Origin of the sequence: Komagataeibacter xylinus (genome assembly GCF_004302915.1) — a bacterium.
Classification (GTDB): domain Bacteria; phylum Pseudomonadota; class Alphaproteobacteria; order Acetobacterales; family Acetobacteraceae; genus Komagataeibacter; species Komagataeibacter xylinus_C.
Window position 1 is genome coordinate 339,462 of sequence record NZ_QQBI01000001.1, and the last position, 21,537, is coordinate 360,998.

The 21,537-nt window shown below is 63.7% G+C and carries 19 protein-coding genes, 1 tRNA gene and 1 riboswitch; of the genes, 13 read left to right on the forward strand and 7 right to left on the reverse strand.

Going from position 1 to position 21,537, the window contains the following annotated elements; all coding sequences use genetic code 11:
- Window positions 1-114 precede the first annotated feature (114 nt).
- Window positions 115-202, reverse strand: a riboswitch (glycine riboswitch).
- A gap of 126 nt (window positions 203-328) precedes the next feature.
- Complete coding sequence (locus DV027_RS01515) at window positions 329-637, forward strand: antibiotic biosynthesis monooxygenase family protein (RefSeq protein WP_130730188.1); 309 nt, start codon at window positions 329-331, stop codon at window positions 635-637.
- A 77-nt stretch (window positions 638-714) separates the two neighbouring features.
- Here DV027_RS01515 and speE read toward each other — a convergent pair whose 3' ends face one another.
- The 3 genes from speE to uvrA form a co-directional block, all read right to left on the reverse strand.
- Complete coding sequence (speE, locus tag DV027_RS01520; RefSeq protein WP_130730189.1) at window positions 715-1,575, reverse strand: polyamine aminopropyltransferase; 861 nt, start codon at window positions 1,573-1,575, stop codon at window positions 715-717.
- 133 nt (window positions 1,576-1,708) lie between these two features.
- On the reverse strand, window positions 1,709-2,173 hold the full coding sequence (gene speD / locus DV027_RS01525; protein WP_130730190.1) for an adenosylmethionine decarboxylase: 465 nt from the start codon (window positions 2,171-2,173) through the stop codon (window positions 1,709-1,711).
- A 159-nt stretch (window positions 2,174-2,332) separates the two neighbouring features.
- Window positions 2,333-5,371: an excinuclease ABC subunit UvrA gene (uvrA, locus tag DV027_RS01530; RefSeq protein WP_130730191.1), complete on the reverse strand. Its 3,039-nt coding sequence runs from the start codon at window positions 5,369-5,371 to the stop codon at window positions 2,333-2,335.
- 270 nt (window positions 5,372-5,641) lie between these two features.
- On the opposite strand from uvrA, the gene ssb reads away from it, so the two are divergent.
- From ssb to DV027_RS01570, 8 genes are all read left to right on the forward strand, one after another.
- Entirely contained in the window at window positions 5,642-6,184 is a 543-nt protein-coding gene (gene ssb / locus DV027_RS01535) for a single-stranded DNA-binding protein (RefSeq protein WP_130730192.1), read from the forward strand.
- A gap of 161 nt (window positions 6,185-6,345) precedes the next feature.
- Complete coding sequence (gene gyrA, locus DV027_RS01540) at window positions 6,346-9,132, forward strand: DNA gyrase subunit A (protein ID WP_130730193.1); 2,787 nt, start codon at window positions 6,346-6,348, stop codon at window positions 9,130-9,132.
- Entirely contained in the window at window positions 9,125-9,640 is a 516-nt protein-coding gene (coaD, locus tag DV027_RS01545; RefSeq protein WP_130730194.1) for a pantetheine-phosphate adenylyltransferase, read from the forward strand. The genes gyrA and coaD overlap by 8 nt, the downstream gene beginning before the upstream one ends.
- A gap of 65 nt (window positions 9,641-9,705) precedes the next feature.
- Entirely contained in the window at window positions 9,706-10,197 is a 492-nt protein-coding gene (locus tag DV027_RS01550) for a peptidylprolyl isomerase (protein ID WP_061274494.1), read from the forward strand.
- A gap of 166 nt (window positions 10,198-10,363) precedes the next feature.
- Window positions 10,364-10,439: transfer RNA gene (locus DV027_RS01555), tRNA-Lys, on the forward strand.
- A 459-nt stretch (window positions 10,440-10,898) separates the two neighbouring features.
- Entirely contained in the window at window positions 10,899-12,737 is a 1,839-nt protein-coding gene (gene edd / locus DV027_RS01560; RefSeq protein ID WP_130730195.1) for a phosphogluconate dehydratase, read from the forward strand.
- A 29-nt stretch (window positions 12,738-12,766) separates the two neighbouring features.
- A complete protein-coding gene (gene eda / locus DV027_RS01565; protein WP_130730196.1) occupies window positions 12,767-13,381 on the forward strand; it encodes a bifunctional 4-hydroxy-2-oxoglutarate aldolase/2-dehydro-3-deoxy-phosphogluconate aldolase in 615 nt (204 codons plus the stop codon).
- Window positions 13,382-13,587: 206 nt separating this feature from the next.
- Window positions 13,588-13,947, forward strand: a complete 360-nt coding sequence (locus DV027_RS01570) for an Imm41 family immunity protein (RefSeq protein WP_165399086.1) — start codon at window positions 13,588-13,590, stop codon at window positions 13,945-13,947.
- Window positions 13,948-13,960: 13 nt separating this feature from the next.
- On the opposite strand, the gene alkB is transcribed toward DV027_RS01570, so the two are convergent.
- Window positions 13,961-14,617, reverse strand: a complete 657-nt coding sequence (alkB, locus tag DV027_RS01575) for a DNA oxidative demethylase AlkB (RefSeq protein WP_130730198.1) — start codon at window positions 14,615-14,617, stop codon at window positions 13,961-13,963.
- A gap of 394 nt (window positions 14,618-15,011) precedes the next feature.
- Here alkB and DV027_RS01580 point away from each other — a divergent pair, with 394 nt between their 5' ends.
- Both DV027_RS01580 and DV027_RS01585 read left to right on the forward strand, forming a co-directional pair.
- Window positions 15,012-15,437, forward strand: coding sequence for a hypothetical protein (locus tag DV027_RS01580; protein ID WP_130730199.1), 426 nt, complete (start codon window positions 15,012-15,014; stop codon window positions 15,435-15,437).
- Window positions 15,438-15,550: 113 nt separating this feature from the next.
- Window positions 15,551-15,856 carry a hypothetical protein gene (locus DV027_RS01585; RefSeq protein ID WP_130730200.1) on the forward strand — a complete coding sequence of 102 codons (306 nt, stop codon included), beginning with the start codon at window positions 15,551-15,553 and terminating at the stop codon, window positions 15,854-15,856.
- A gap of 53 nt (window positions 15,857-15,909) precedes the next feature.
- On the opposite strand, the gene DV027_RS01590 is transcribed toward DV027_RS01585, so the two are convergent.
- Window positions 15,910-16,689, reverse strand: a complete 780-nt coding sequence (locus DV027_RS01590; RefSeq protein WP_130730201.1) for a DUF2076 domain-containing protein — start codon at window positions 16,687-16,689, stop codon at window positions 15,910-15,912.
- Between the two features lie 210 nt (window positions 16,690-16,899).
- On the opposite strand from DV027_RS01590, the gene DV027_RS01595 reads away from it, so the two are divergent.
- Window positions 16,900-17,790 carry a glycine--tRNA ligase subunit alpha gene (locus DV027_RS01595; protein ID WP_130730202.1) on the forward strand — a complete coding sequence of 297 codons (891 nt, stop codon included), beginning with the start codon at window positions 16,900-16,902 and terminating at the stop codon, window positions 17,788-17,790.
- Window positions 17,791-17,796: 6 nt separating this feature from the next.
- Entirely contained in the window at window positions 17,797-19,857 is a 2,061-nt protein-coding gene (gene glyS, locus DV027_RS01600) for a glycine--tRNA ligase subunit beta (protein WP_130730203.1), read from the forward strand.
- 110 nt (window positions 19,858-19,967) lie between these two features.
- Here glyS and DV027_RS01605 read toward each other — a convergent pair whose 3' ends face one another.
- Window positions 19,968-20,360 (reverse strand): DUF3293 domain-containing protein, encoded by a 393-nt coding sequence (locus DV027_RS01605; protein ID WP_130730204.1) that lies wholly within the window; start codon window positions 20,358-20,360, stop codon window positions 19,968-19,970.
- A complete protein-coding gene (gene rodA / locus DV027_RS01610; protein WP_130730205.1) occupies window positions 20,360-21,517 on the reverse strand; it encodes a rod shape-determining protein RodA in 1,158 nt (385 codons plus the stop codon). The genes DV027_RS01605 and rodA overlap by 1 nt, the downstream gene beginning before the upstream one ends.
- Window positions 21,518-21,537 lie beyond the last annotated feature (20 nt).

The window sequence follows — 21,537 nt, forward strand, 5'->3', positions numbered from 1 at the left end:
GCGGGACTCCTGTCGAATCCTGTGTGGATTCCAAGTGCCCCTTCTGTCGCATGTGCCTGAGATCGCTATCCCGTCGGCGGGCATCCGGGTTACGGATACCTCTTTCCAGAAGTCTTGGCCGACCGGTCCTTTGGCCTGAGAGTTTCCGGGGCGGTTGCTCCTTCGGCGCTGGCGCGGGGCCAGTCTCTCCCGTGTCGACAAAGCTGACTTGACATGACCGGATGCGCCAAGTCAATCCATGAAAATGCGCCATGGTTGTGCACACCATGACACCGCCCACCGCAGGCATTACGTTCTGGGCCTGTAACGTAAAAAGGATGATCCCTTCATGACCAGCCCGCTGACCATCGTGGCCGAATTCCGCGTTCCCGCCGAGCACCGTGACCACTTCCTCGAACTCTGCGCCTATGACAGCGCCCATTCCGTGGCCGATGAAAGCGGCTGCCAGCGCTTTGAGGCCGTCTGCCCGCTCGATGACCCGCAGACCATCATCCTGGTGGAAGTCTATGATGATGAAGCCGCCTTCGAGACCCATCTCGCCACCCCGCATTTCAAGGTGTTCGAAGTGGCCGTGAAAGAACTCGGCGTGGATCTGGTCAGCCTGCGCAAGACCGCCCGCATCGCGCCCCGCGGCTGAGCCCTGCCTCAGGGCGCAACAAAAAAGGCCGGAGGGGCGTGTTCCCCTCCGGCCTTTTTTTGGTTTGTGCCTTCCGCTCAGCGCGGCAGGTTCTGCGCGATGTAGGGCGGCAGGACGAAGGAGGCGACATGCATCTCCGGCGTCCAGTAGCGCGTGTTCGCAATGCCCGCCTTCTCGGCACGCGCGCGGATCACGTCGGCCCCGTGGCGGCCTGGCACCGTGCCCTTGGCGGCAACCCCCAGCGTCATGAACCCGCCCACATAGGTCGGCACGGCAGCGACATAGGCCGAGACATGATCGAAGAACTGCGCACGCCGCGCGCTGGTGTCGCGCAGTTCATCCGCCTGCATGAACGGCACGCCGCACTGGTTCACGATAATGCCGTTGGCCGTGAGGATGCGCGCGCAGTGCTTGTAGAACGAATCGGTAAACAGCACCTCGCCCACACCGATCGGGTCGGTACTGTCGACGATGATGACATCAAACGAGCCGTCGGGCGCGTTCGTCACGTATTCGATGCCGTCGCCCACGATGACCTCGGCGCGCGGGTCGTTCCAGGCATCGCCTGCAATGGCGGGCAGGAATTTCTTTGAAAGTTCGATGACCTCGCCATCGATCTCGACCATCACGGCCTTTTCCACCGTGCGGTGCTCGAGCACGCGGCGCAGCACGCCGCCATCGCCCGCGCCGATGATCAGCACGCGCTTCGCATCGCCATGCTCGAGCAGCGGCACATGGGTCAGCATTTCCTGATAGACGAATTCGTCGCGTTCCGTGATCTGGACCACGCCATCGAGCATCAGCACCCGGCCAAGATCGACATTCTCGAACACCGCAATGTCCTGAAACTGGCTTTTGGTGCGTGCCAGCAGCTTATCCACGCTCAGTTCCTGCCGCCAGCCCTGGTACAGGCCTTCGCTGATCCACTCACGGGACATGACCAACCCCCTTTACGTCTTTAATCGATGCACATGAAAAAGCACGGGCCGGAAATACATCCGGCCCGCCACTTCGACTTTAATTTAGTGAAAGCACGCCAGGGCGCATAAACGCCACCCCGGCCACAGCCGCTTAAAGCTGCACGCGCCCACGGCGCTGCTCGTCCACCTCGATCCGGCCCGCCTGGAACAGGCGCTGCATGACCGGAATGGCAAGGTGCGGATCGCACGCCCCACACATGAAAATATCCACGGCGGCAAAATTGCGCTCGGGCCATGTGTGGATCGAGATATGACTTTCCGCCAGCACGACCACGCCCGACACGCCGCCATTGGGCGTGAAGTGATGGAAGTGGCTGTGCAGGATCGTCGCCCCCGCCGTGACGGCGGCCTCGCACAGGGTACGGTCGATCTGTTCCGGATTATCGAGATTCCGGGCATCCCACAGATCGACAAGAAGGTGCGTTCCCGCAAACTTCATTCCGTCTTTCTCGACGAAATAATCCTTCCGGTCGTCCTCGGACGAAAACGGCGCTGAAGAGATCTGGTTATCGCTCGGGTGTTCCGAGACCATCCCCAGTTGAGCAAGTGCGTTCATCACGTACCCCCAAACCAGTAGACAGCCTGTTGGGCAGAATTGCCCCCTTGGGCCAAGAGAGGCGCTGATAGGGCCTGCGGGGCTTGGGGTGCAAGTGTTTTTCGCAGCCTGCGAAAAGTTTTTTGCCCCCACCCCGCACCCCTGCGCGCAAAGCGGTGTCTATTTTGCCGGTTTACGCTTCACTTTTGCCGGTTTTTCTTTCTTTTTCGGGCTTTCGGCCGTTTTGGCGCCTGCGGCCACTGTGGCTTTTTTGCCGCGCGGCCTGCGTGGCGCCACAGGCTCATCTTCCACCGGCACGAGCGGTTTGTGTTCGAGCAGCGGGCGCAGGAATCGCCCGGTATGGCTTTCAGGCGTGGCGGCCACCTGTTCGGGCGTGCCGCAGGCCACGATGCGGCCACCGCCATCGCCGCCCTCCGGCCCCATGTCGATCACCCAGTCAGCGGTCTTGATCACCTCGAGGTTGTGCTCGATCACCACCACCGTGTTACCCTGGTCCACCAGCGCGTGCAGCACCTCGAGCAGCTTGCGCACGTCCTCGGTGTGCAGGCCGGTGGTGGGTTCATCAAGGATGTAGAGCGTGCGGCCCGTAGCCCGGCGCGCCAGCTCCTTTGACAGCTTGACGCGCTGCGCCTCGCCACCCGAAAGCGTGGTGGCCTGCTGGCCCAGCGCCACGTAGCCCAGCCCCACCTTCTGGAGGATGGCCAGCCGGTCGCGGATGCGCGGCACGGCAGAGAAATAGGGCAGCGCCTCGTCCACCGACATGGCCAGCACATCGGCAATCGACTTGCCACGGAACTTTACGTCCAGTGTCTCGCGGTTGTAGCGCGCGCCCTTGCAGGTATCGCAGGTGACGAACACATCGGGCAGGAAGTGCATCTCGATCTTGAGCACGCCATCGCCCTGGCACGCCTCGCACCGCCCGCCCTTTACGTTGAACGAGAAGCGGCCCGGCTTGTAGCCGCGCGCCTTGCTCTCGGGCAGTTCGGCAAACCAGTCGCGGATGGGGCCGAACAGGTCGGTATAGGTGGCGGGGTTGGAGCGCGGCGTGCGCCCGATGGGCGACTGGTCGATGTCGATGATCTTGTCGAGCTGGTCCAGCCCGTCGATGCCCGTATAGGGCGCCGGGTTCTGCCCCGAGCCCATCAGCTTGCGCGAGAGCGCCTTGTACAGCGTGTCGATCACCAGCGTGGACTTGCCGCCACCCGAAACCCCGGTAACACAGGTAAACGTGCCCAGCGGAAACTTTGCCGTCACGTCCTTGAGGTTGTTGCCCGTGGCCCCGCGCAGCACGAGTTCGCGCCTGGGGTCGATCTTGCGACGCTTGGCGGGCACGGGAATGCACTTGCGGCCTGACAGATACGCCCCGGTCAGGCTGTCCGGGTTTGCGGCCACTTCCTGCGGGGTGCCGGCGGCGACGATGTTGCCGCCATTGACACCCGCGCCCGGCCCCATGTCGATCAGCCAGTCGGCGGCGCGGATGGCGTCCTCGTCATGCTCGACGACGATCAGCGTATTGCCCAGCTTTTTCAGTCGGTCGAGCGTGCCGAGCAGGCGCTCGTTATCGCGCTGGTGCAGGCCGATGGAAGGTTCATCGAGCACATACAGCACGCCGGTCAGCCCCGAGCCGATCTGGCTGGCCAAGCGGATGCGCTGGCTCTCCCCGCCTGAAAGCGTGGCCGAACCGCGTGACAGCGTGAGATAATCCAGCCCCACGTCATCGAGGAAGCGCAGCCGGTCGAGGATCTCGCGCAAGATGCGCCGCGCAATCTCGGCGCGCTGGGGCGTAAGTGTTGCCTCCACCGTGCCGAACCATTCCAGCGCCCGGCTGATGGGCATGTCGGATGCCTGGGCAATGTTCAGCCCCGCCACCTTTACCGAGAGCGCCTCGGGCCGCAGCCTTGCGCCATCGCACACATGGCAGGGTTTTTCGGACTGGTAGCGCGAGAGTTCCTCGCGCACCCATACGCTGTCGCTCTCGGCCATGCGGCGGCGCAGGTTGGTCACCACGCCCTCGAACGGCTTGGTCAGGCTGTAGGCGCGGCGGTCGTCGCGGTATGTGAACTCGATGGGGTCTTTCCCGCCCTCAAGGATCACGTCGCGCACGCCCTCGGGCAGGTCTTCCCACGGGGTGTCCATCGACACGCCGTAATGTTTGGCGATGGAGGCCAGCGTCTGGGTGTAGTACGGGCTCTGGCTGTTGCGCCACGGGGCGATGGCGCCTGCGGCGAGTGAAAGCGATTCGTCGGGCACGATCAGGCGCGGGTCGAAAAAGGTCTCCTGCCCGATGCCATCACAGGCCGGGCACGCCCCCTGCGGGGCGTTGAAGGAGAACAGGCGCGGCTCGACCTCCTCAAGCGTAAAGCCGCTGACCGGGCAGGCGAAGCGCGATGAGAAGACCGTGCGCGGGGCTTCCTCGCCCTCCCTGGCACCTTTCACCACCTCTTCCGCATAGACCAGCCCGTCGGACAGGCCGAGGGCGGTCTCGAAACTGTCGGCCAGGCGGCTCTCGATGCCTTCCTTGACCACGATGCGGTCCACCACCGCCTCGACCGTATGGCGCAGGCGGCGGTTGAGTTCGGGCACCTCGTCAATGGTGTAGAGCGTACCATCCACCTTGGCGCGGGTGAAGCCCTTGCGCTGGAGTTCGGCCAGCTCCTTCCTGCACTCGCCCTTGCGGTCGCGCAGCACCGGGGCGAGCAGCATGAGCCGCGTGCCCTCGGGCATGGCCATGACGCGGTCAACCATCTGGCTGATGGTCTGCGCCTCGATCGGCAGGCCGGTGGCGGGCGAATACGGCACGCCTGCGCGCGCCCACAGCAGGCGCATGTAGTCATGCACCTCGGTCACGGTGCCGACGGTGGAGCGGGGGTTCTTTGATGTGGTCTTCTGCTCGATGGAGATGGCAGGCGACAGCCCCTCGATCGAATCGACATCGGGCTTGCCCATCAGCTCAAGGAACTGGCGCGCATAGGCCGAGAGGCTCTCGACATAGCGGCGCTGGCCCTCGGCATAGACCGTATCGAACGCGAGCGAGGACTTGCCCGAACCGGACAGGCCGGTCATGACCGTGAGCGCATCACGCGGAATGTCGACATCGACATTCTTGAGGTTGTGCGCGCGGGCTCCCCGCACGCGAATGGACTGCTGGCTGACATGCCGACCCGCCGGAACCTGCCCCGGACGCGAAGAAACGCTCATGAACTCTCCCTGTTCCGATCCCGTGGAGGGTGCGGATGCTGGCCGCGATATCCGGCCCTGTCATATCTGGTCCCGCCAGTCCATTCGGACAAGGGTCGCGCTCCTCATGATGCGCGTGCCCGGGCATGCGCGCCCACTCGCAATTTATACGATGATCCTTTAAGATCGCCGCACCTCTATTCACCATGGCTGCCTGATGAGGCAGCCAGCGTGGCAACCGGCGGGGCCAGCAGGCCGCGATCCGCCGGACCCATATTCGAAGGACAGCATATGGCGGGCAGCGTCAACAAGGTCATTCTGGTCGGCAACCTGGGCAAGGACCCCGAAGTGCGGAACAGCCAGAGCGGGGCGAAGATCGTCTCGCTCACCCTGGCCACGAGCGACACATGGAATGACCGCGCCTCGGGCGAGCGGCGCGAGCGCACCGAATGGCACCGGGTCGTGATCTTCAACGAACGCCTGGGCGACGTGGCCGAGCGCTTCTTGCGCAAGGGCCGCAAGGTCTACCTCGAGGGCACGCTCCAGACCCGCAAATGGACCGACCAGAGCGGCCAGGACCGCTACACCACCGAGGTGGTGATCGACCGCTTCCGTGGCGAGCTGGTGCTGCTGGACAGCAACCGCGGCGGTGACGCCGGTGGCGGCGATGACATGGGCGGCGGCTATGGCGGCGGTGGTGGCGGCGGCTACAGCGCGCCCGCGCGCAGCCAGCCCCAGCCCCAGCGCAACGAGCGCCCGGCAGGTGGCGGCGGTGGTGGCGGATGGGACGCCCCCGCCGGTGGCAGCGACCTGGACGACGAAATTCCGTTCTGAGCCGCCCCTGCCCCCTGCGCGGCGCTTCGCGCCGGGGGGCAAGCCATGCTATGAGAGACGCAGGGATATGATGGCTGCCAACCGCGCCATGCCTGCCTTCCGCTCCACCCCCGTGGCCTTCTGGCCGTGGGGATGGATAACCCTGACATGACGGAACTGCCTTGACCGAGATACCCGACGATCCCCTGCCCCCGTCCGACATGCTGCCGGTCACGATCGAGGAGGAAATGCGCTCCTCCTACCTGGCCTACGCCATGTCCGTCATTGTCAGCCGCGCCCTGCCTGATGTGCGCGACGGGCTGAAGCCGGTCCATCGCCGCATCCTGTATTCCATGCGCGAGAGCGGCTTCACGCATGACAAGCCCTACCGCAAGTCGGCCCGCGCGGTGGGTGACGTGATGGGTAAATACCACCCGCATGGCGACTCCTCGATCTATGACGCCATGGTGCGCATGGCGCAGTCGTGGTCGATGCGGGTGAAGCTGATCGACGGGCAGGGCAATTTCGGCTCGGTGGATGGCGATTCGCCGGCTGCCATGCGTTATACCGAGGCGCGCCTGGCCAAGGCTGCCGCCTTCCTGCTCGATGACATCGACCGCGACACCGTCGATTTCCAGCCCAACTATGATGAAAGCGAGCAGGAATCCAAGATCCTGCCCGCAGCCTTCCCCAACCTTCTGGTCAATGGCGCCTCGGGCATCGCGGTGGGCATGGCCACCAACATCCCGCCGCACAACCCCACCGAGATCATCGATGCGACGCTGGCGCTGATCGCGCGGCCTGACATGACGCTCGATGACCTGCTGGAATACGTGCCCGGCCCCGACTTCCCCACCGGGGGCACCATTCTGGGCCGTGCTGGCATCCGCAGCGCGTTCGAGACCGGGCGCGGCTCGGTCATCATCCGCGCGAAGGCCGAGATCGAGGATATCCGCAAGGACCGCAAGGCCATCATCGTCACCGAGATCCCGTATCAGGTGAACAAGGCCACCTTGCAGGAGCGCATTGCCGACCTCGTGCGCACCAAGCAGGTGGAAGGCATTTCCGACATCCGCGACGAGAGCGACCGCTCGGGCATGCGCATCGTCATCGAGATCAAGCGCGAGGCGACGCCGGAGGTGGTGCTCAACCAGCTCTACCGCTTCACGCAGCTCCAGACCTCATTCGGCGTGAACATGCTCGCCCTTGATGGCGGCCAGCCGCGCCTGATGGGCCTGAAGGACGTGCTGGAAGCGTTCATCCGCTTCCGCGAGGACGTGATCCTGCGCCGCGCGCGCTTCGACCTCAACAAGGCCCGCGACCGCGCCCACCTGCTGGTTGGCCTCGTCATCGCCGTGGCCAACATCGATGCCGTGATCGCGCTGATCCGCTCCGCCCCCGACACCGCCGCCGCCCGCGCGGCGCTGATGGCGCGCGCATGGGATGCCGCCGACGTGGCGCCGCTGCTCGAACTCATCCACGATGAAGGCAATGTCATCGTGGACGGCAGGGTCCACCTGACCGAAGCGCAGGCCCGCGGCATCCTTGAACTGCGCTTGCAGCGCCTGACCGGGCTGGAGCGCGACAAGATCCAGAGCGAACTCTCGGAAGTGGCGGTGAAGATCAACGAGCTGCTGGAAATCATCGCCAGCCGCCCGCGCCGCATGGAGGTGATGTGCACGGAACTCGCCACCATCCGCGCCGAACTCGCCACCCCGCGCGCCACCGACATTGCCGATTACGCCGGCGACCAGACCGATGAAAGCCTGATCGAACCCGGCCAGATGGTGGTCACCATCACGCGCGAGGGCTTCATCAAGCGCACGCCGCTTGATGTGTTCCGTGCACAGAACCGGGGCGGGCGTGGCCGCACGGCGGCGGGACGGCGGGGTGATGACATCATCGTCCGCTCGTTCAACGCGCATACGCACCAGTGGGTGCTGTTCTTCTCCTCGGGCGGCAAGGCCTACCGCGAGAAGGTGTGGCGCCTGCCCGAGGCCAGCCCCACCGCCAAGGGCCGCGCGCTGGTCAACCTGCTGCCCGACCTGGGCAGCGACACGATTACCGCGGTCCTCCCCCTGCCGCAGGATGAGGAGCTGTGGGAGAACCTGCACCTCGTCTTCGCCACCGCATCGGGCAGCGTGCGGCGCAACCGGCTGAGCGATTTCCGCAACATCCGCTCTTCGGGCCTGATCGCGATGAAGCTCGATGAAGATGACCGCCTGATCGGCGTCGCCACCTGCCGCGAGGGGCAGGACGTGTTCCTCGGCACGCGCAATGCGCGCTGCATCCGCTTCCAGATCACCGATGACACGCTGCGCGTATTTGCCGGGCGTGGCAGCTCGGGCGTGCGCGGCATAAAGCTGGCCGAGGGCGACAGCGTGAACAGCCTGTGCGTGCTCAACCATGTCGAGGCCACGGTGGAGGAACGCGCCGCCTACCTGCGCATGGCCAATGCCCGCCGCCGTGCCGAGGCCGCCGCCACCGAGGAAGACGCCGAGGACATCATCACCCCAGATGATGACGAAAACGCAGGCGACCTGCCCCTGACCCCCGAGCGCTTCGCCGAGCTTGAAGCGGCGGAAGAAGTGCTGCTGATCGTGAGCAATGCGGGCTTTGGCCGCCGCTCCTCCGCCTATGACTACCGCGTGAGCGGGCGCGGCGGGCAGGGCATCAACAACATGACCTTCTCGGCCAACAAGCGTGGCAACGCGGTGGTGGCCACCCTGCCGGTGCTCGAAGGCACGGATGTGATGCTGGTGACCGATGCGGGCCGCCTGATCCGCCTGCCGATCGCACAGGTGCGCATCATGTCGCGCCAGGCCAGCGGCGTGACCCTGTTCCGCCTGAACGACACGGAAGAGGTGACCAGCGTCTTCCCCGTGATGGATGATGGCGAAGAGGGCGAGGACGGTGATGCCGCCGAGGCCGCCACCCCTGACGCCCCTGATGCTGGCGGCGATGACTGAGGCCGCCCCCGCCGCCCGCACCGGGTTCTATCCGGGCACGTTCGATCCCGTGACCTGCGGGCACATGGACATTATCGAACGGGCTGCGGGGCTGATGGACCGACTGGTGATCGGGGTGGCCGAAAACCCCGACAAGCACCCGCTCCTGCCGCTTGAGGAGCGGATCCTGTGCCTGCGCACCGATATCGCGCCGCTCAATGCGGGGCGGGCCATGCCCATCACCGTTGTCGGTTTTACGGGGCTGGTGGTGCATGCGGCGCGTACGCATGGGGCGCATGCAATCATTCGCGGGCTGCGGGCGGTTGCGGATTTCGAATACGAGAACCAGATGTTCGGTATGAACCAGCACATGGCCCCGGACATTGACACGCTGTTCCTCATGGCGCGCGAGGGGCACCAGTATGTCTCCTCGCGGCTGGTGAAGGAAATAGCGAAGCTGGATGGGGACATTTCCGGTTTTGTCCCTCCCTTTACGCGCAGGCACATCCTGAGCCGCCTGCGCGGCTGACGGGCCGGGGCCGCGCCTTGACGCGGGCCTGCCCTCCCACACCCCTTTTTACGAAACGGATCACGATGTCTGCTACTGAAAACAAGTCCGACCTGATCAACGTCGATCTCAAGACAGGACGGGTGGTGATCCGCCTGCGTCCCGACATTGCGCCGCTTGCCGCAGAGCGCATCCGCACGCTGGCGGCGGAAGGCTTTTATGACAACACGCCTTTCCACCGCGTGATCCATGGCTTCATGGCGCAGGGCGGCGACCCCACGGGCACCGGCACCTCGGGCAGCAAGCTGCCGGACCTGAAGGCCGAGTTCACCAACAAGGCCAAGTTCGAGCGCGGCACGGTGGGCATGGCCCGCACCATGAACCCCGATAGCGCGAACAGCCAGTTCTTCATCATGTTCGAGCCCTCGCCGCACCTTGATGGCCAGTACACCATCGTGGGCCAGGTGATTGAAGGCATGGACCACATCGACCAGATCAAGCGCGGCGCGGGCCAGAGCGGCATGGTGCAGGACCCCGACCGCATCATCAAGATGCGCCCGGCCGACGCCGAGGCCTGATCCGGCCCATGCCGGGCGGCGCACCCTGCCGCCGCCCGGCACCCCTGCGGGCCTGCATAAACGGCACGCGCAGGTTGACACTCCCGCCGTGGATGTTTAGAGACCTGCCCAAGGCGCCACGCCCCGGCCTGACCGGCACGCTGGCCCCTGATGAAACAGGTCATGTGAGCCGGTAGCTCAGTCGGTAGAGCATTCGACTTTTAATCGAATGGTCGTGGGTTCGAATCCCACCCGGCTCACCAGGACCCCTTTCTTTTCTTCCCTGCTTTTTGTGGCTCCTGCGCCCCTGTCGCCACCTGTTGCGCGCGTGGGTGATGGTTGTTCGTGCCTGCTTGCGCGAACACGTGGCGCTGTACCCTTATTCCCGTAAAATCTTGATATGGCCCACCATGGACCAACCGGCCCGTGGCGATAATGCATGGCCGGATGCCAGCTTTCATGGGCCAGACGGGCTACGGAAAAGTGCGTTTTCAGGCAGCTTCATATTCGTTTTAATAATTAAGTTATCTTATGGGTAATTTTTTTATAATTTTATGTCTTGATCTGGGTCCATTTTTTCCAATAAATGGCCTTCCGCCATGCGGTCACAGGATATTCGCACATTCCGGCCGCTTTCTCTCCCGCTATCGTTGCCGGTGCAATGGATGGCGAGCCTGCCCCGGCACAGCCCGGCGCAGGTGCTTCAAAGTCTGTGAGATGCCATGAGCCTGCACCCCGTCCTGACCGCCGTGACCGAGCGGGTCATCGCCCGTTCGGCCCGCACCCGCAGGGCCTATCTGGACCTGATCGCCCGCGAGCGTGAAAACGGCATCAGCCGCCCGCGCCTGGCCTGCGGCAACCTGGCCCATGCCATCGCGGCCTCGGGCAACGACAAGGCGGGCCTGCGTGCGGCAGGCGGCATGAATGTGGGCATCATCACCGCCTATAACGACATGCTCTCCGCCCACCAGCCCTATGGCCGCTACCCCGACCAGATCAAGCTGTTCGCGCGTGAGGTAGGCGGCACGGCGCAGGTGGCAGGCGGCACGCCCGCCATGTGCGATGGCGTGACCCAGGGCCAGCCGGGCATGGAAATCTCGCTGTTCAGCCGTGATGTCATTGCGCTCTCGACCGCTGTCGGGCTGAGCCATGGCATGTATGAAGGCGTTGCCATGCTGGGCATATGCGACAAGATCGTGCCCGGCCTGCTCATGGGCGCGCTGCGCTTTGGCCACCTGCCCACCATCCTGATCCCGTCCGGCCCCATGCCATCGGGCCTGCCCAATAGTGAAAAACAGCGCATCCGCCAGCTTTATGCCGAGGGCAAGGTGGGCAAGGACCGGCTGATGGATGCGGAATCCGAATCCTATCACGCGGCAGGCACCTGCACCTTCTATGGCACGGCCAACACCAACCAGATGCTGATGGAGGTGATGGGCCTGCACCTGCCCGGCTCCTCCTTCGTGCCGCCCAACACCAGGCTGCGCCAGGAACTGACGCGCGCGGCCATCCACCGCCTGAGCGAGATCGGCACGCGCGGCGAGGACTATCGCCCGCTGGGTCTGTGTGTTGATGAGCGCGCCATCGTCAACGCCGCCGTGGGGCTGCTGGCCACGGGCGGGTCGACCAACCTTGCCATCCACATCCCCGCCATGGCGCGGGCGGCGGGCATCATCATCGACTGGACCGACCTCGACCAGCTTTCGGCCATCGTGCCACAGCTCACCCGCGTCTATCCCAACGGGTCGGAGGATGTGAATGCCTTCCACGCGGTGGGCGGCATGCCCAGCCTGATCGGCTCGCTGCTTGATGCGGGCCTGCTGCACCCCGATATCCTGACCGTGGCGCGCGGCGGCTTTGATGAATACCGCAAGAAGCCCGAACTGCGTGAGGATAAACTGGTGTGGGAAGAGGCTGGCCCTTCCACCAACGAGAGCATCCTGCGGCCGCCCGCCAACCCCTTCCGCGCCGATGGCGGCATAAGGGTGATGGAAGGCAATCTGGGGCGCGGCATCTACAAGACCAGCTCCGTCGCCCCCGAGCGCTGGACCATCGAGGCCCCGGCCGCCGTGTTCGACCACCAGGAAGACGTGCTGACCGCCTTCCGCGATGGCAAACTCGACCGTGACGTGGTGGTCGTGGTGCGCTTTCAGGGCCCTGCCGCCAACGGCATGCCGGAACTGCACAAGCTCACCCCCACCCTGGCGGTGTTGCAGGACCGCGGGCACAAGGTGGCACTCGTAACCGATGGCCGCATGTCAGGTGCCAGCGGCAAGGTGCCCGCCGCCATCCATATCGGGCCGGAAGCCTATGTGGGCGGCCCGCTCTCGCTGCTGCGCGATGGCGACATGGTGCGCGTGTGCGCCCAGACGGGCCGCATCGAGGCACTGGTTGAAGCCAGCGTGCTGGCCGACCGCACGCCCGCCCGGCCGCCTGCGCCGCAGTTCGGCACCGGGCGCGAGCTGTTTGCGCTGATGCGCAATAATGTGGACCTGCCCGAGCAGGGGGCCTCGGCCATTCTTGCCTCCATGGACCACATGGCTGCACAACAGAGCGCGTGAACCCCAACGCCTTGCACAAGGGAGCCGACATGGCCCGCATTGAAGAGATCATGACCCTTGCCCCGGTTATTCCGGTGCTGGTCATTCACGACCCCGCCCATGCCCGCCCGGTGGCCGAGGCCCTTGTGGCCGGTGGCCTGCGCGCGCTGGAAGTAACCCTGCGCACCGACTGCGCGCTGGACGTGATTGCCGAGATGGCGAAGGTGGAAGGCGCCGTCGTGGGCGCTGGCACCGTGCTCAATGGTGATGACCTCAAGCGCTCGGTCGATGCGGGGGCGCGCTTCATCGTCAGCCCTGGCCTGACCACGGATGTGGCGCAGGCGGCACGGACGAGCGACGTGCCGCTGCTGCCCGGCACGGCCAATGCCAGCGACATCATGCGCGGGCTGGACCTTGGGCTTTCGCACTTCAAGTTCTTCCCCGCCGTGGCGGCGGGCGGCATCCCGGCGCTCAAGGCGCTTTCGGCTCCGTTCGGGCAGGCGCGGTTCTGCCCCACCGGTGGCATCAAGGCCGAGACCGCGGCAGACTGGCTGGGCCTGCCCTCCGTGCTGTGCGTGGGCGGCTCGTGGCTGGTGCCCGCAGGTGCGCCGGATGTGGCGGCCATTACCGCGCGCGCAAGGCAGGCGGCGGCCCTCAAGGTCTGATCGCCTCATACCGCGCCGATCAAAATAAAACTTCTCAGGTGCCGCCTTTTTTCAAAAAAGGCGGCATTCTTTTTGGAAGTTTTTTGAGAAAATATTTACCAGAACTGTCCGTAACTTAAATAACCGCCAACAATTCACTTCTATCCTCGCCTTTCGGGCCATGACGTCATAGGGTCATGACTGTTACACAAGGGAGCAGACCCGTTATGGATCAGACCAGGGCGGAAGAGATTGTTGCGCATAATGCACCCTTCAGTTCCCATTTCCGCGATGATTCCTTCCTTGGCAGGCTGCATGAGGAATGGGTCTGGGATGAAGGCGAATTCACGCGGTTGAAGCAGGCCATCACCTGCCTGACCCATCATAAATGCCAGGATGCCACAATACGCGCGCAGGCCTTTGATATCTTCAGCTACCTGATGTCCGTTGCCTTGCTCAGCCATTGCAACCCCGATGATCTGTACAGGATCGCCAACATGGATATCGACCTGTTCGTGGCACGGCGCGAAGAAGTGCAGATGGTGTTCGACCATTTTCTGGGCAGCTGGCAGTTCCGCCCGGCCTGACGCAGCCCCTGCCCTACCACACCCGCCGGAAGGTCAGGTTGTAGCGGCACGGCCCCGTAACCGGGTGCTGGCCTGTCCGCAAGGGGGCGATGCCGTGAAAGACATGCCGCGACGGGCCACCCCACACCACCACGTCACCATGCAGCAACGCAATACGCCGGACCGGGTCGGCACGCTGCAACCCGCCCCATTGAAAGATGGCAGGCAGGCCGAAGGAGACGGACACAACCGGCGCATCCGCCCGCTCATCATCATCCTGATGCAGCCCCATGCGCGCGCCCGGGCGGTAGCCGTTGATCAGGCACGTATCGGGCGCAAAACCCTCATGCCCCGCAAGCCGCGCGGCCTCAATGGCCCAGTCCCGCCACGCAAGGGGCAGCGCAGGCCAGGGCTCGCCGGTCATGGGGTCGCGGGTCTCATAACGGTGGCCCTGCCCATCGCTGCACCAGCCTGCCGCCCCGCAGCAGGTCATGGCGACCGACATGGTGCCGCCGCCCGCCACTGTCATGCGCCGGAAGGGCGAGAGGCGGGCAATCTGCTTTATGCCCGCCAGCATCTCGCGTGCCTGTGGCGCGGCATGGCCGCGCAACACCATGGCCCCGGCATCGAGCACTTCGTGCTTCGGTGCGGAGGCTGGCGGTGGGTCGAGCATGAATTCCTGCTGCGCCATACCCGGTCTTTTCCCCCTTGTTCCGTGCTACGGAGCGTTAAAAGACTGTTTGAAAACAACTCATTGAGGAAAAATGATAAAAGTTTCCGGGTGGCGTCCTGTTTCAGAAAGGCAGCGCTCTTCAAAGCTTTCTGAAAGAAGCTTCACCAAAAACTTCTTTTGATTTTAAAGCGCTATCATGTACTGCCTTCTTTAACAAAGGGCATTTGGATGCTGGATCAGACCTTCAGCCACCCTGCAGAAAAGATATGGGCACGCACCTCAAAAGCCGCATCGTGCCATCATCATTCCGGTTGCCCACATACCATCATGACAAAAATGCTCCCCCTCCCCGCCTCAACCGGGCAGGATTGTTTTCTTGGGAACTGCATGAAATCTTCCATAGGCATCTGGAATGAAAGATATAATTGGTCTGTTGGGAATTGCACCTGACAAAATAAAAATAATCTCTGAAAAGCGATATGATAATATTGAAGAAATCGATGATCGTGTCGATTATGAATTCTTCAATGATGGATTTTGCCTATGCAAGGAATCCGGAAAAAAGATCATTGATAATATCTTTTTCTATAGCAAAAATTATGGGGATGGCTACCAATCTTATCATGGTGAACTGCCTTTCGGCCTCCACTTTGACATGAGCCGCGCAGAAGTCCATCAATTGTGTGGAAAGCCTGATTCCAGTCGGGGCACAGTAACACTGCCAGTTCTTGGCACAGTGCCACCCAAGGATAAATACGTCAGAAATACTATTACATTTAATATAATTTATAATTTTGATGAATATTCAATATTATACATAATTGCAGGCATTGATTAATATTAACAAAAATATAAATGAAAGATGCATTTAATTTTTTAGAAAAAATACTGACGGCATAAAAGATATTTTGGAAAATGGATGCGATGAAATTCAGGACATAGAAGGCATAATTGATTACATTTTCCATACGCAAGGAACCGGAAGCAAATTTTATCAGCGTCATTTCCTGTTATGGCAAAACAGATCGGTATGATTACCAGACCTATCGGAGCGACCTGTCGTCTGGCATCAATATCGGCATGACTCGCGCAGAAGTCCGCCACCTGTGGGGAGAACCGGATTTCAGCAAGGACGTGATGACACTGCCTGCGCCTGAGAAAACGGACCCCATGGACTGTTACTTCAAGAACGGCATGAAGTGGCAAAGGCCGTCTCCCGACCTGGCCCGCAGCCTCCTTTTGCAGGCATCCGCATAAAAAAAAGGGGCACCCGCACCGGATGCCCCTTCCCTTAACAAGACAGCACTTAATCAGAAGCTGTTGTCATCGCCCGCGTCAAAGCCGCCACCGTCGAAGCCACCGCCGTCATCACCACCACCGGCATCAAAACCGGAATCCGCCGTGGTGCCACCACCAGCAAACGGGTCGGCGCCGCCGGTACCGGCCGTGCTGTCACCGTAGTTGTTGTTGATGATGGTCTCGCCCGTGCCGCCCTGGGGCATGCCGCTGGCAAAGCCGCCATCATCATGGTGCCCGCTGAACAGGCCGGTCAGCGCGTTGCCCATCATCATGCCACCGGCCACACCGGCCGCCGTGGTCAGCGCCGAGCCCAGAAAGCCCGAGCCGCCCGAGCGGAACATACCCGGCTGCATACCCTGCGGGTAAACCGGCTGCGGCGGCGGTGATGAAGGCGCAGCCCCACCCCAGCCCGGCGGGGGCGCTGCCTGCTGCGCGCGCTGGCCGCCACCAAAGATACCGCTGAGGAACCCCCCGCCCCCGCTGCCACCCGATGATGGCTGCGGGGGCACCTGCTGCTGCATCTGCTGGATCTGCTGCTGCGCCTGCTGGAGCTGCCACTGCAACTGGCGAATCCGGTTCTGCGCCTCGGCCAGGGCCGCTTCCTGCACCACGGCGGTCTGGGTGATGCGGTAACGGGCTTCAGGATATTTCTGGAACATCTGCCCGATATACTGATCGGCCTGCGGGTCGATCGGCGGGAGGGCGGTTGTCGTCTGCGGCACGCTGCCGGGGGCATTGCCCCCCACGCGGGCAAAAAACTGTGTGATCAGTTCGCGTTCCTGGTCATTCATCCTGTCTGTCCTGCCTTGGGCTGGGAATACCGTATCCCTGCCGATGTGGTCCGTGCGGGCGCAATAAGCAAGGCCCCAAGCCGCCATGCGGGGCCGCTTTTGGCGTATGGCACGCCCGACCTTCCGGTCGGGGCCGCATAACGGTATGCTGTCCGGCGATTTTGCGCCAGATGGTGCAAACCTCTCCCCGTTTACCGGAGCATCTCGTTCATGGACCCGGCCCCCGTGCCCCGATCACCCACCTCACCGCGCCCGCTGTCCTTTCAGGGGCTTATCCTGAAGCTGCACCAGTTCTGGTCCGATCAGGGCTGCGCCATCCTCCAGCCCTATGACACGGAGGTGGGCGCAGGCACGCTCTCGCCGCACACCACGCTGCGCGCCCTTGGCCCCAAGCCATGGAAGGCCGCCTACGTGCAGCCATGCCGCCGCCCGTCGGATGGCCGCTATGGCGAGAACCCGAATCGCCTCCAGCACTATTACCAGTACCAGGTGCTGCTCAAGCCAACGCCGGAGGAGAGCCAGAAGCTGCTGCTCGACAGCTACCGCGCCATCGGCATCGACCCGCTCGAGCACGACATCCGCTTTGTGGAAGATGACTGGGAGAACCCCACCATCGGCGCCTGGGGCCTGGGGTGGGAAGTGTGGTGCGATGGCATGGAGGTGACGCAGTTCACCTATTTCCAGCAGGTTGGCGGCATTGCCACCGTCATGCCCTCCACCGAGCTGACCTACGGGCTGGAACGGCTCGCGATGTACGTGCAGGGAATCGAGAATGTCTATGACCTCGATTTCAACGGCCAGGGCCTGAAATATGGCGATGTGTTCCTGCGCGCCGAGCAGGATTATTCGCGCCACAACTTCGAGGTGGCGGATGTGGAGATGCTGCACCGGCACTTCATTGATGCCGAGCGCGAATCCACCGCCCTTGCCGAGGCCGGGCTGGCCCAGCCCGCCTATGACCAGTGCCTCAAGGCCAGCCATCTGTTCAACCTGCTCGACGCGCGCGGCGTGATCAGCGTAAGCGAGCGCGCCGCCTATATCGGCCGCGTGCGCAACCTGGCCAGGCGCTGCTGTGAAACGTGGCTGGCGGGCGAGGAATAAGAGATCATGCCCGAACTGCTTATCGAACTTTTTTCCGAGGAAATCCCGGCCCGCATGCAGGCACGCGCGGCTGCCGACCTCGAACGCCTCATGACCGAGGCGCTGAGCCCCCTCAAGCCACGCGCGGCTGTGGCCTATGCCAGCCCGCGCCGCATTGCGCTGTCGCTCACTGTCGACGCCACCGTGCCCGGCAGCACGGTCAATGAGCGTGGCCCGCGTGAAGGCGCGCCCGAAAAGGCGCTGGCAGGCTTTACGCGCAAGCATGGCGTGACACAGGATGCGCTGGTGGCCGAGAACGGCTTCTGGGTGCTGCACCGCGAGATTGCGCCCGTTGATGCCGCAACCCGCATTGCCGATGTGCTGCCCGGCCTGCTGCGCCGCTTCCCGTGGCCCAAATCCATGCGCTGGGGCGTGGGCAGCGCCTTTACATGGGTGCGCCCGCTGCGCCGCATCGTGTGCCTGCTTGATGGCAGGGTGGTCGATTTTACCCTGGCGGAAGGCGAGGATAACGGCCACGGCCTGAAATCTGGCAACCTGACCGAGGGCCACCGCTTTACCGCCCCCGGTGCGTTTGCCGTCAGCAGCACCAAGGACTGGCTCGACGGCCTGCGCGCCCGTCAGGTCGAGCCTGATGCCGCCCGCCGCCGCACCACCATTGCCGAAGGGGTTGCCCGCCTTGCAGGCGAGGAAGGACTGAACGTGGTGGCCGATCCCGGCCTGATCGATGAAGTGGCGGGGCTGACCGAATGGCCGGTGCCCTTCCTTGGCCAGATCGATGATGAATTCATGACCCTGCCGCCCGAGGTGATGCAGGTTTCCATGCGGGTGAACCAGCGCTACTTCGCGCTGCGCAATTCCGATGGGTCGGCTGCGCCGCGCTTCGCCTTCGTGGCCAACCTGCTGCCCGGCGATGGCGGGGCGCTGACCATTGCAGGCAACGAGCGCGTGCTGCGCGCCCGCTTTGCCGATGCCCGCCATTTCTGGGATCTCGACCGCGCCACCACGCTGGCAAGCCGCGTGCCCGCACTCGACCGCATCGTGTTCCATGCAAGCCTTGGCAGCCAGGGCGAGCGCGTGCAGCGCATCGTGCGGCTGGCGGGCATCCTTGCGGGCATGACCGGGGCCGATCAGGCACAGGCCGAACGCGCGGCCCTTTTGTGCAAGGCGGACCTCACCACCGGCATGGTCGGCGAGTTCCCCGAGCTTCAGGGCATCATGGGGGCCTATTACGCCCGCCACGATGGCGAACCCGCTGCGGTGGCCGATGCCATTGGCGCGCATTACATGCCACGCGGGCCGCTGGACGCAGTGCCCGCCGCCCCGGTCTCGGTGGCGGTGGCGCTGGCCGACAAGATCGACATGCTGGTGGCCTTCTTCGCGGTGGGTGAAAAACCGGGCGGCTCGGGCGACCCGTATGCCCTGCGCCGGGCGGCCCTTGGCGTGATCCGCATCATCCGTGAAAACGGGCTGCGGCTGGATCTGGCAAAAGTGTTCTGGGAGGCAGCACAGGGCCTGCCCGAGGCCCTGCGCCTTGCGCCCGATCTGGACGTGCTGCCCGAATTCGTGGCCGACCGCCTACGCGTGCAGCTGCGTGGCGAAGGCGCGCGGCATGACATTCTGGCCGCCGTATCGGTGGGCAATACCGATACCGACATCGTGCGCCTGCTGGCCCGCGCCCGGGCCATTGCCGACATGCTGGAGACTGATGACGGGCGCAACATGCTCGCCGCCACCAAGCGTGCCGCCAACATCCTGCGCATCGAGGACCGCAAGGACGGCCCGCATGAAGGCACGCCCAACCCCGCACTGTATGCCCAGCCAGAGGAAAAGGCGCTGGCCGACCAGCTTGGCAGCACCATCCCTGCCGTCGAGCAGGCGACCGCTCAGGAACGCTACGCCGATGCCATGCGTGATGTCGCGGCCCTGCGCCCGGCGCTGGACCAGTTCTTTGACAAGGTGACGGTCAATGACAACGACCCCGCCATCCGCGCCAACCGCCTGCGCCTGCTGTCGGAGCTATGCCGCATGACGGTGCTGATTGCCGATTTCAGCCAGATCGAAGGCTAGGAAGACTTAAAAAAACAGACGTTTTTGGGTGCCGCCTTTTTTCAGAAAGGCGGCATTTTTTTTAGCTTTTTGAAAAAAGCTTCACCAAAAACTTCTGTCTGCTTCCGGGTTCAGGCCAGGTACACCAGCCGCGTGGGCCGGTTGCCGTGCACCACCACCACGGCATTCTGCCGGAACCGCCGCGCCAGCCCCAACCCACGCGCCAGTGGCACCCGCACGCCATAAAGTGGCTCGGACCACCTGCCCAGCCGCCCCTTCCCCAAGGCATGGGGCAGCCCGGACAGGGCGCAGGCCAGATGCGCCATCATGCGCCGGTTCCAGCCATCGGGCCGCAACCGGCCACCGGGGTTGCACGCGCTGAGCAGCACGATATCGCCCGCGGGCGCACGCCCTAGCCAGCGCGGCCTGTGGCCAATGCGAATGACCGGCAGGCCAGCCACATGATAGGTGCTGAGCCGGTAGGAGCGATGAATGGCGGGCGTGGGCGGCACGATGCCCGCCATCAGTCCTTTTCCCCCGGCGTGGTCTCGCCAAAGGTGGAGTTGCGATGCACCCATGCCGACATGAGCAGCCCGAAGCCGAACATGACCATGAGCATGGCTGACCCACCATAGGAGATGAGCGGCAGCGGCACGCCACCCACCGGGATCGCCCCCATCACCATGGACAGGTTGACCGCGCAGTAAAGGAAGAAGTTCATGGAAATGCCAAGCCCGAGCAGCCGCCCGAACTGGTTGCGGCTGCGCATGGCGATCAGCATGCCGCCAAAGACCAGCAGCAGCAGCATGCCGATGACGGTAATGCCGCCCACATACCCCCATTCCTCCGCGATCATGGTGAAGATGAAGTCGGTCTGCTTTTCGGGCAGGAAGTTGAGCTGCCCCTGCGTGCCCCGCAGGTAGCCCTGCCCCCACATGCCGCCCGACCCCAGCGCGATCTTGGACTGGATGATGTTGTAGCCCGCACCCAGCGGATCACTTTCAGGGTGCAGGAAGGTGGTCACCCGCGCCTTCTGGTAGTCATGCAGGTGGCTGTAGGCGATCTTGGCCAGGAAGGGCATGGGCAGCACCAGCAGCGCGATCTGCCACAGCCGCATGCCCGCGCCAAAGAACATGCTCGCCCCCACAGTGCCGATAATGACGGCGGTGCCCAGGTTCGGCTCCTTGAGCACAAGGGCGACCGGCAGCAGCACCATGAGCGCGGGCGGCACCAGCATGAGCGGGTTGCCCATGCTGCGGTAACTGATCTTGTGAAACCACGAGGCCAGCATGAGCACCAGCGCGATCTTGGCCAGTTCCGAGGGCTGGACCTGCATGCCGCCCAGCATCAGCCACCGCTCCGCCCCCTTGCCCACATGCCCCATGCGCAGCACCGCAACGAGCAGGATGAGCGAGAAGATGTAAAGCGGCCACGCCATGCGCACCAGAATGGCCGGGCTCATCAGCGCTATGCCCAGCATCATGACCAGGCCAAAGCAGAAGCGGATGGATTGCGGCCCGGCAAACGGCCGCGACGTGCCCCCGCCGGCCGAATACAACGCCCCGTAGCCAATCACTGCCAGCGCGCAGATCAGCAGCACATACAGCCAGTTGACCTGCCACAGCTTGGTCAGGATCTGGAAATTGGGTTCGGCGCGCAGCAGGCGCTTCTGGAATTTCATTCCATTCTCCACAACAGGCG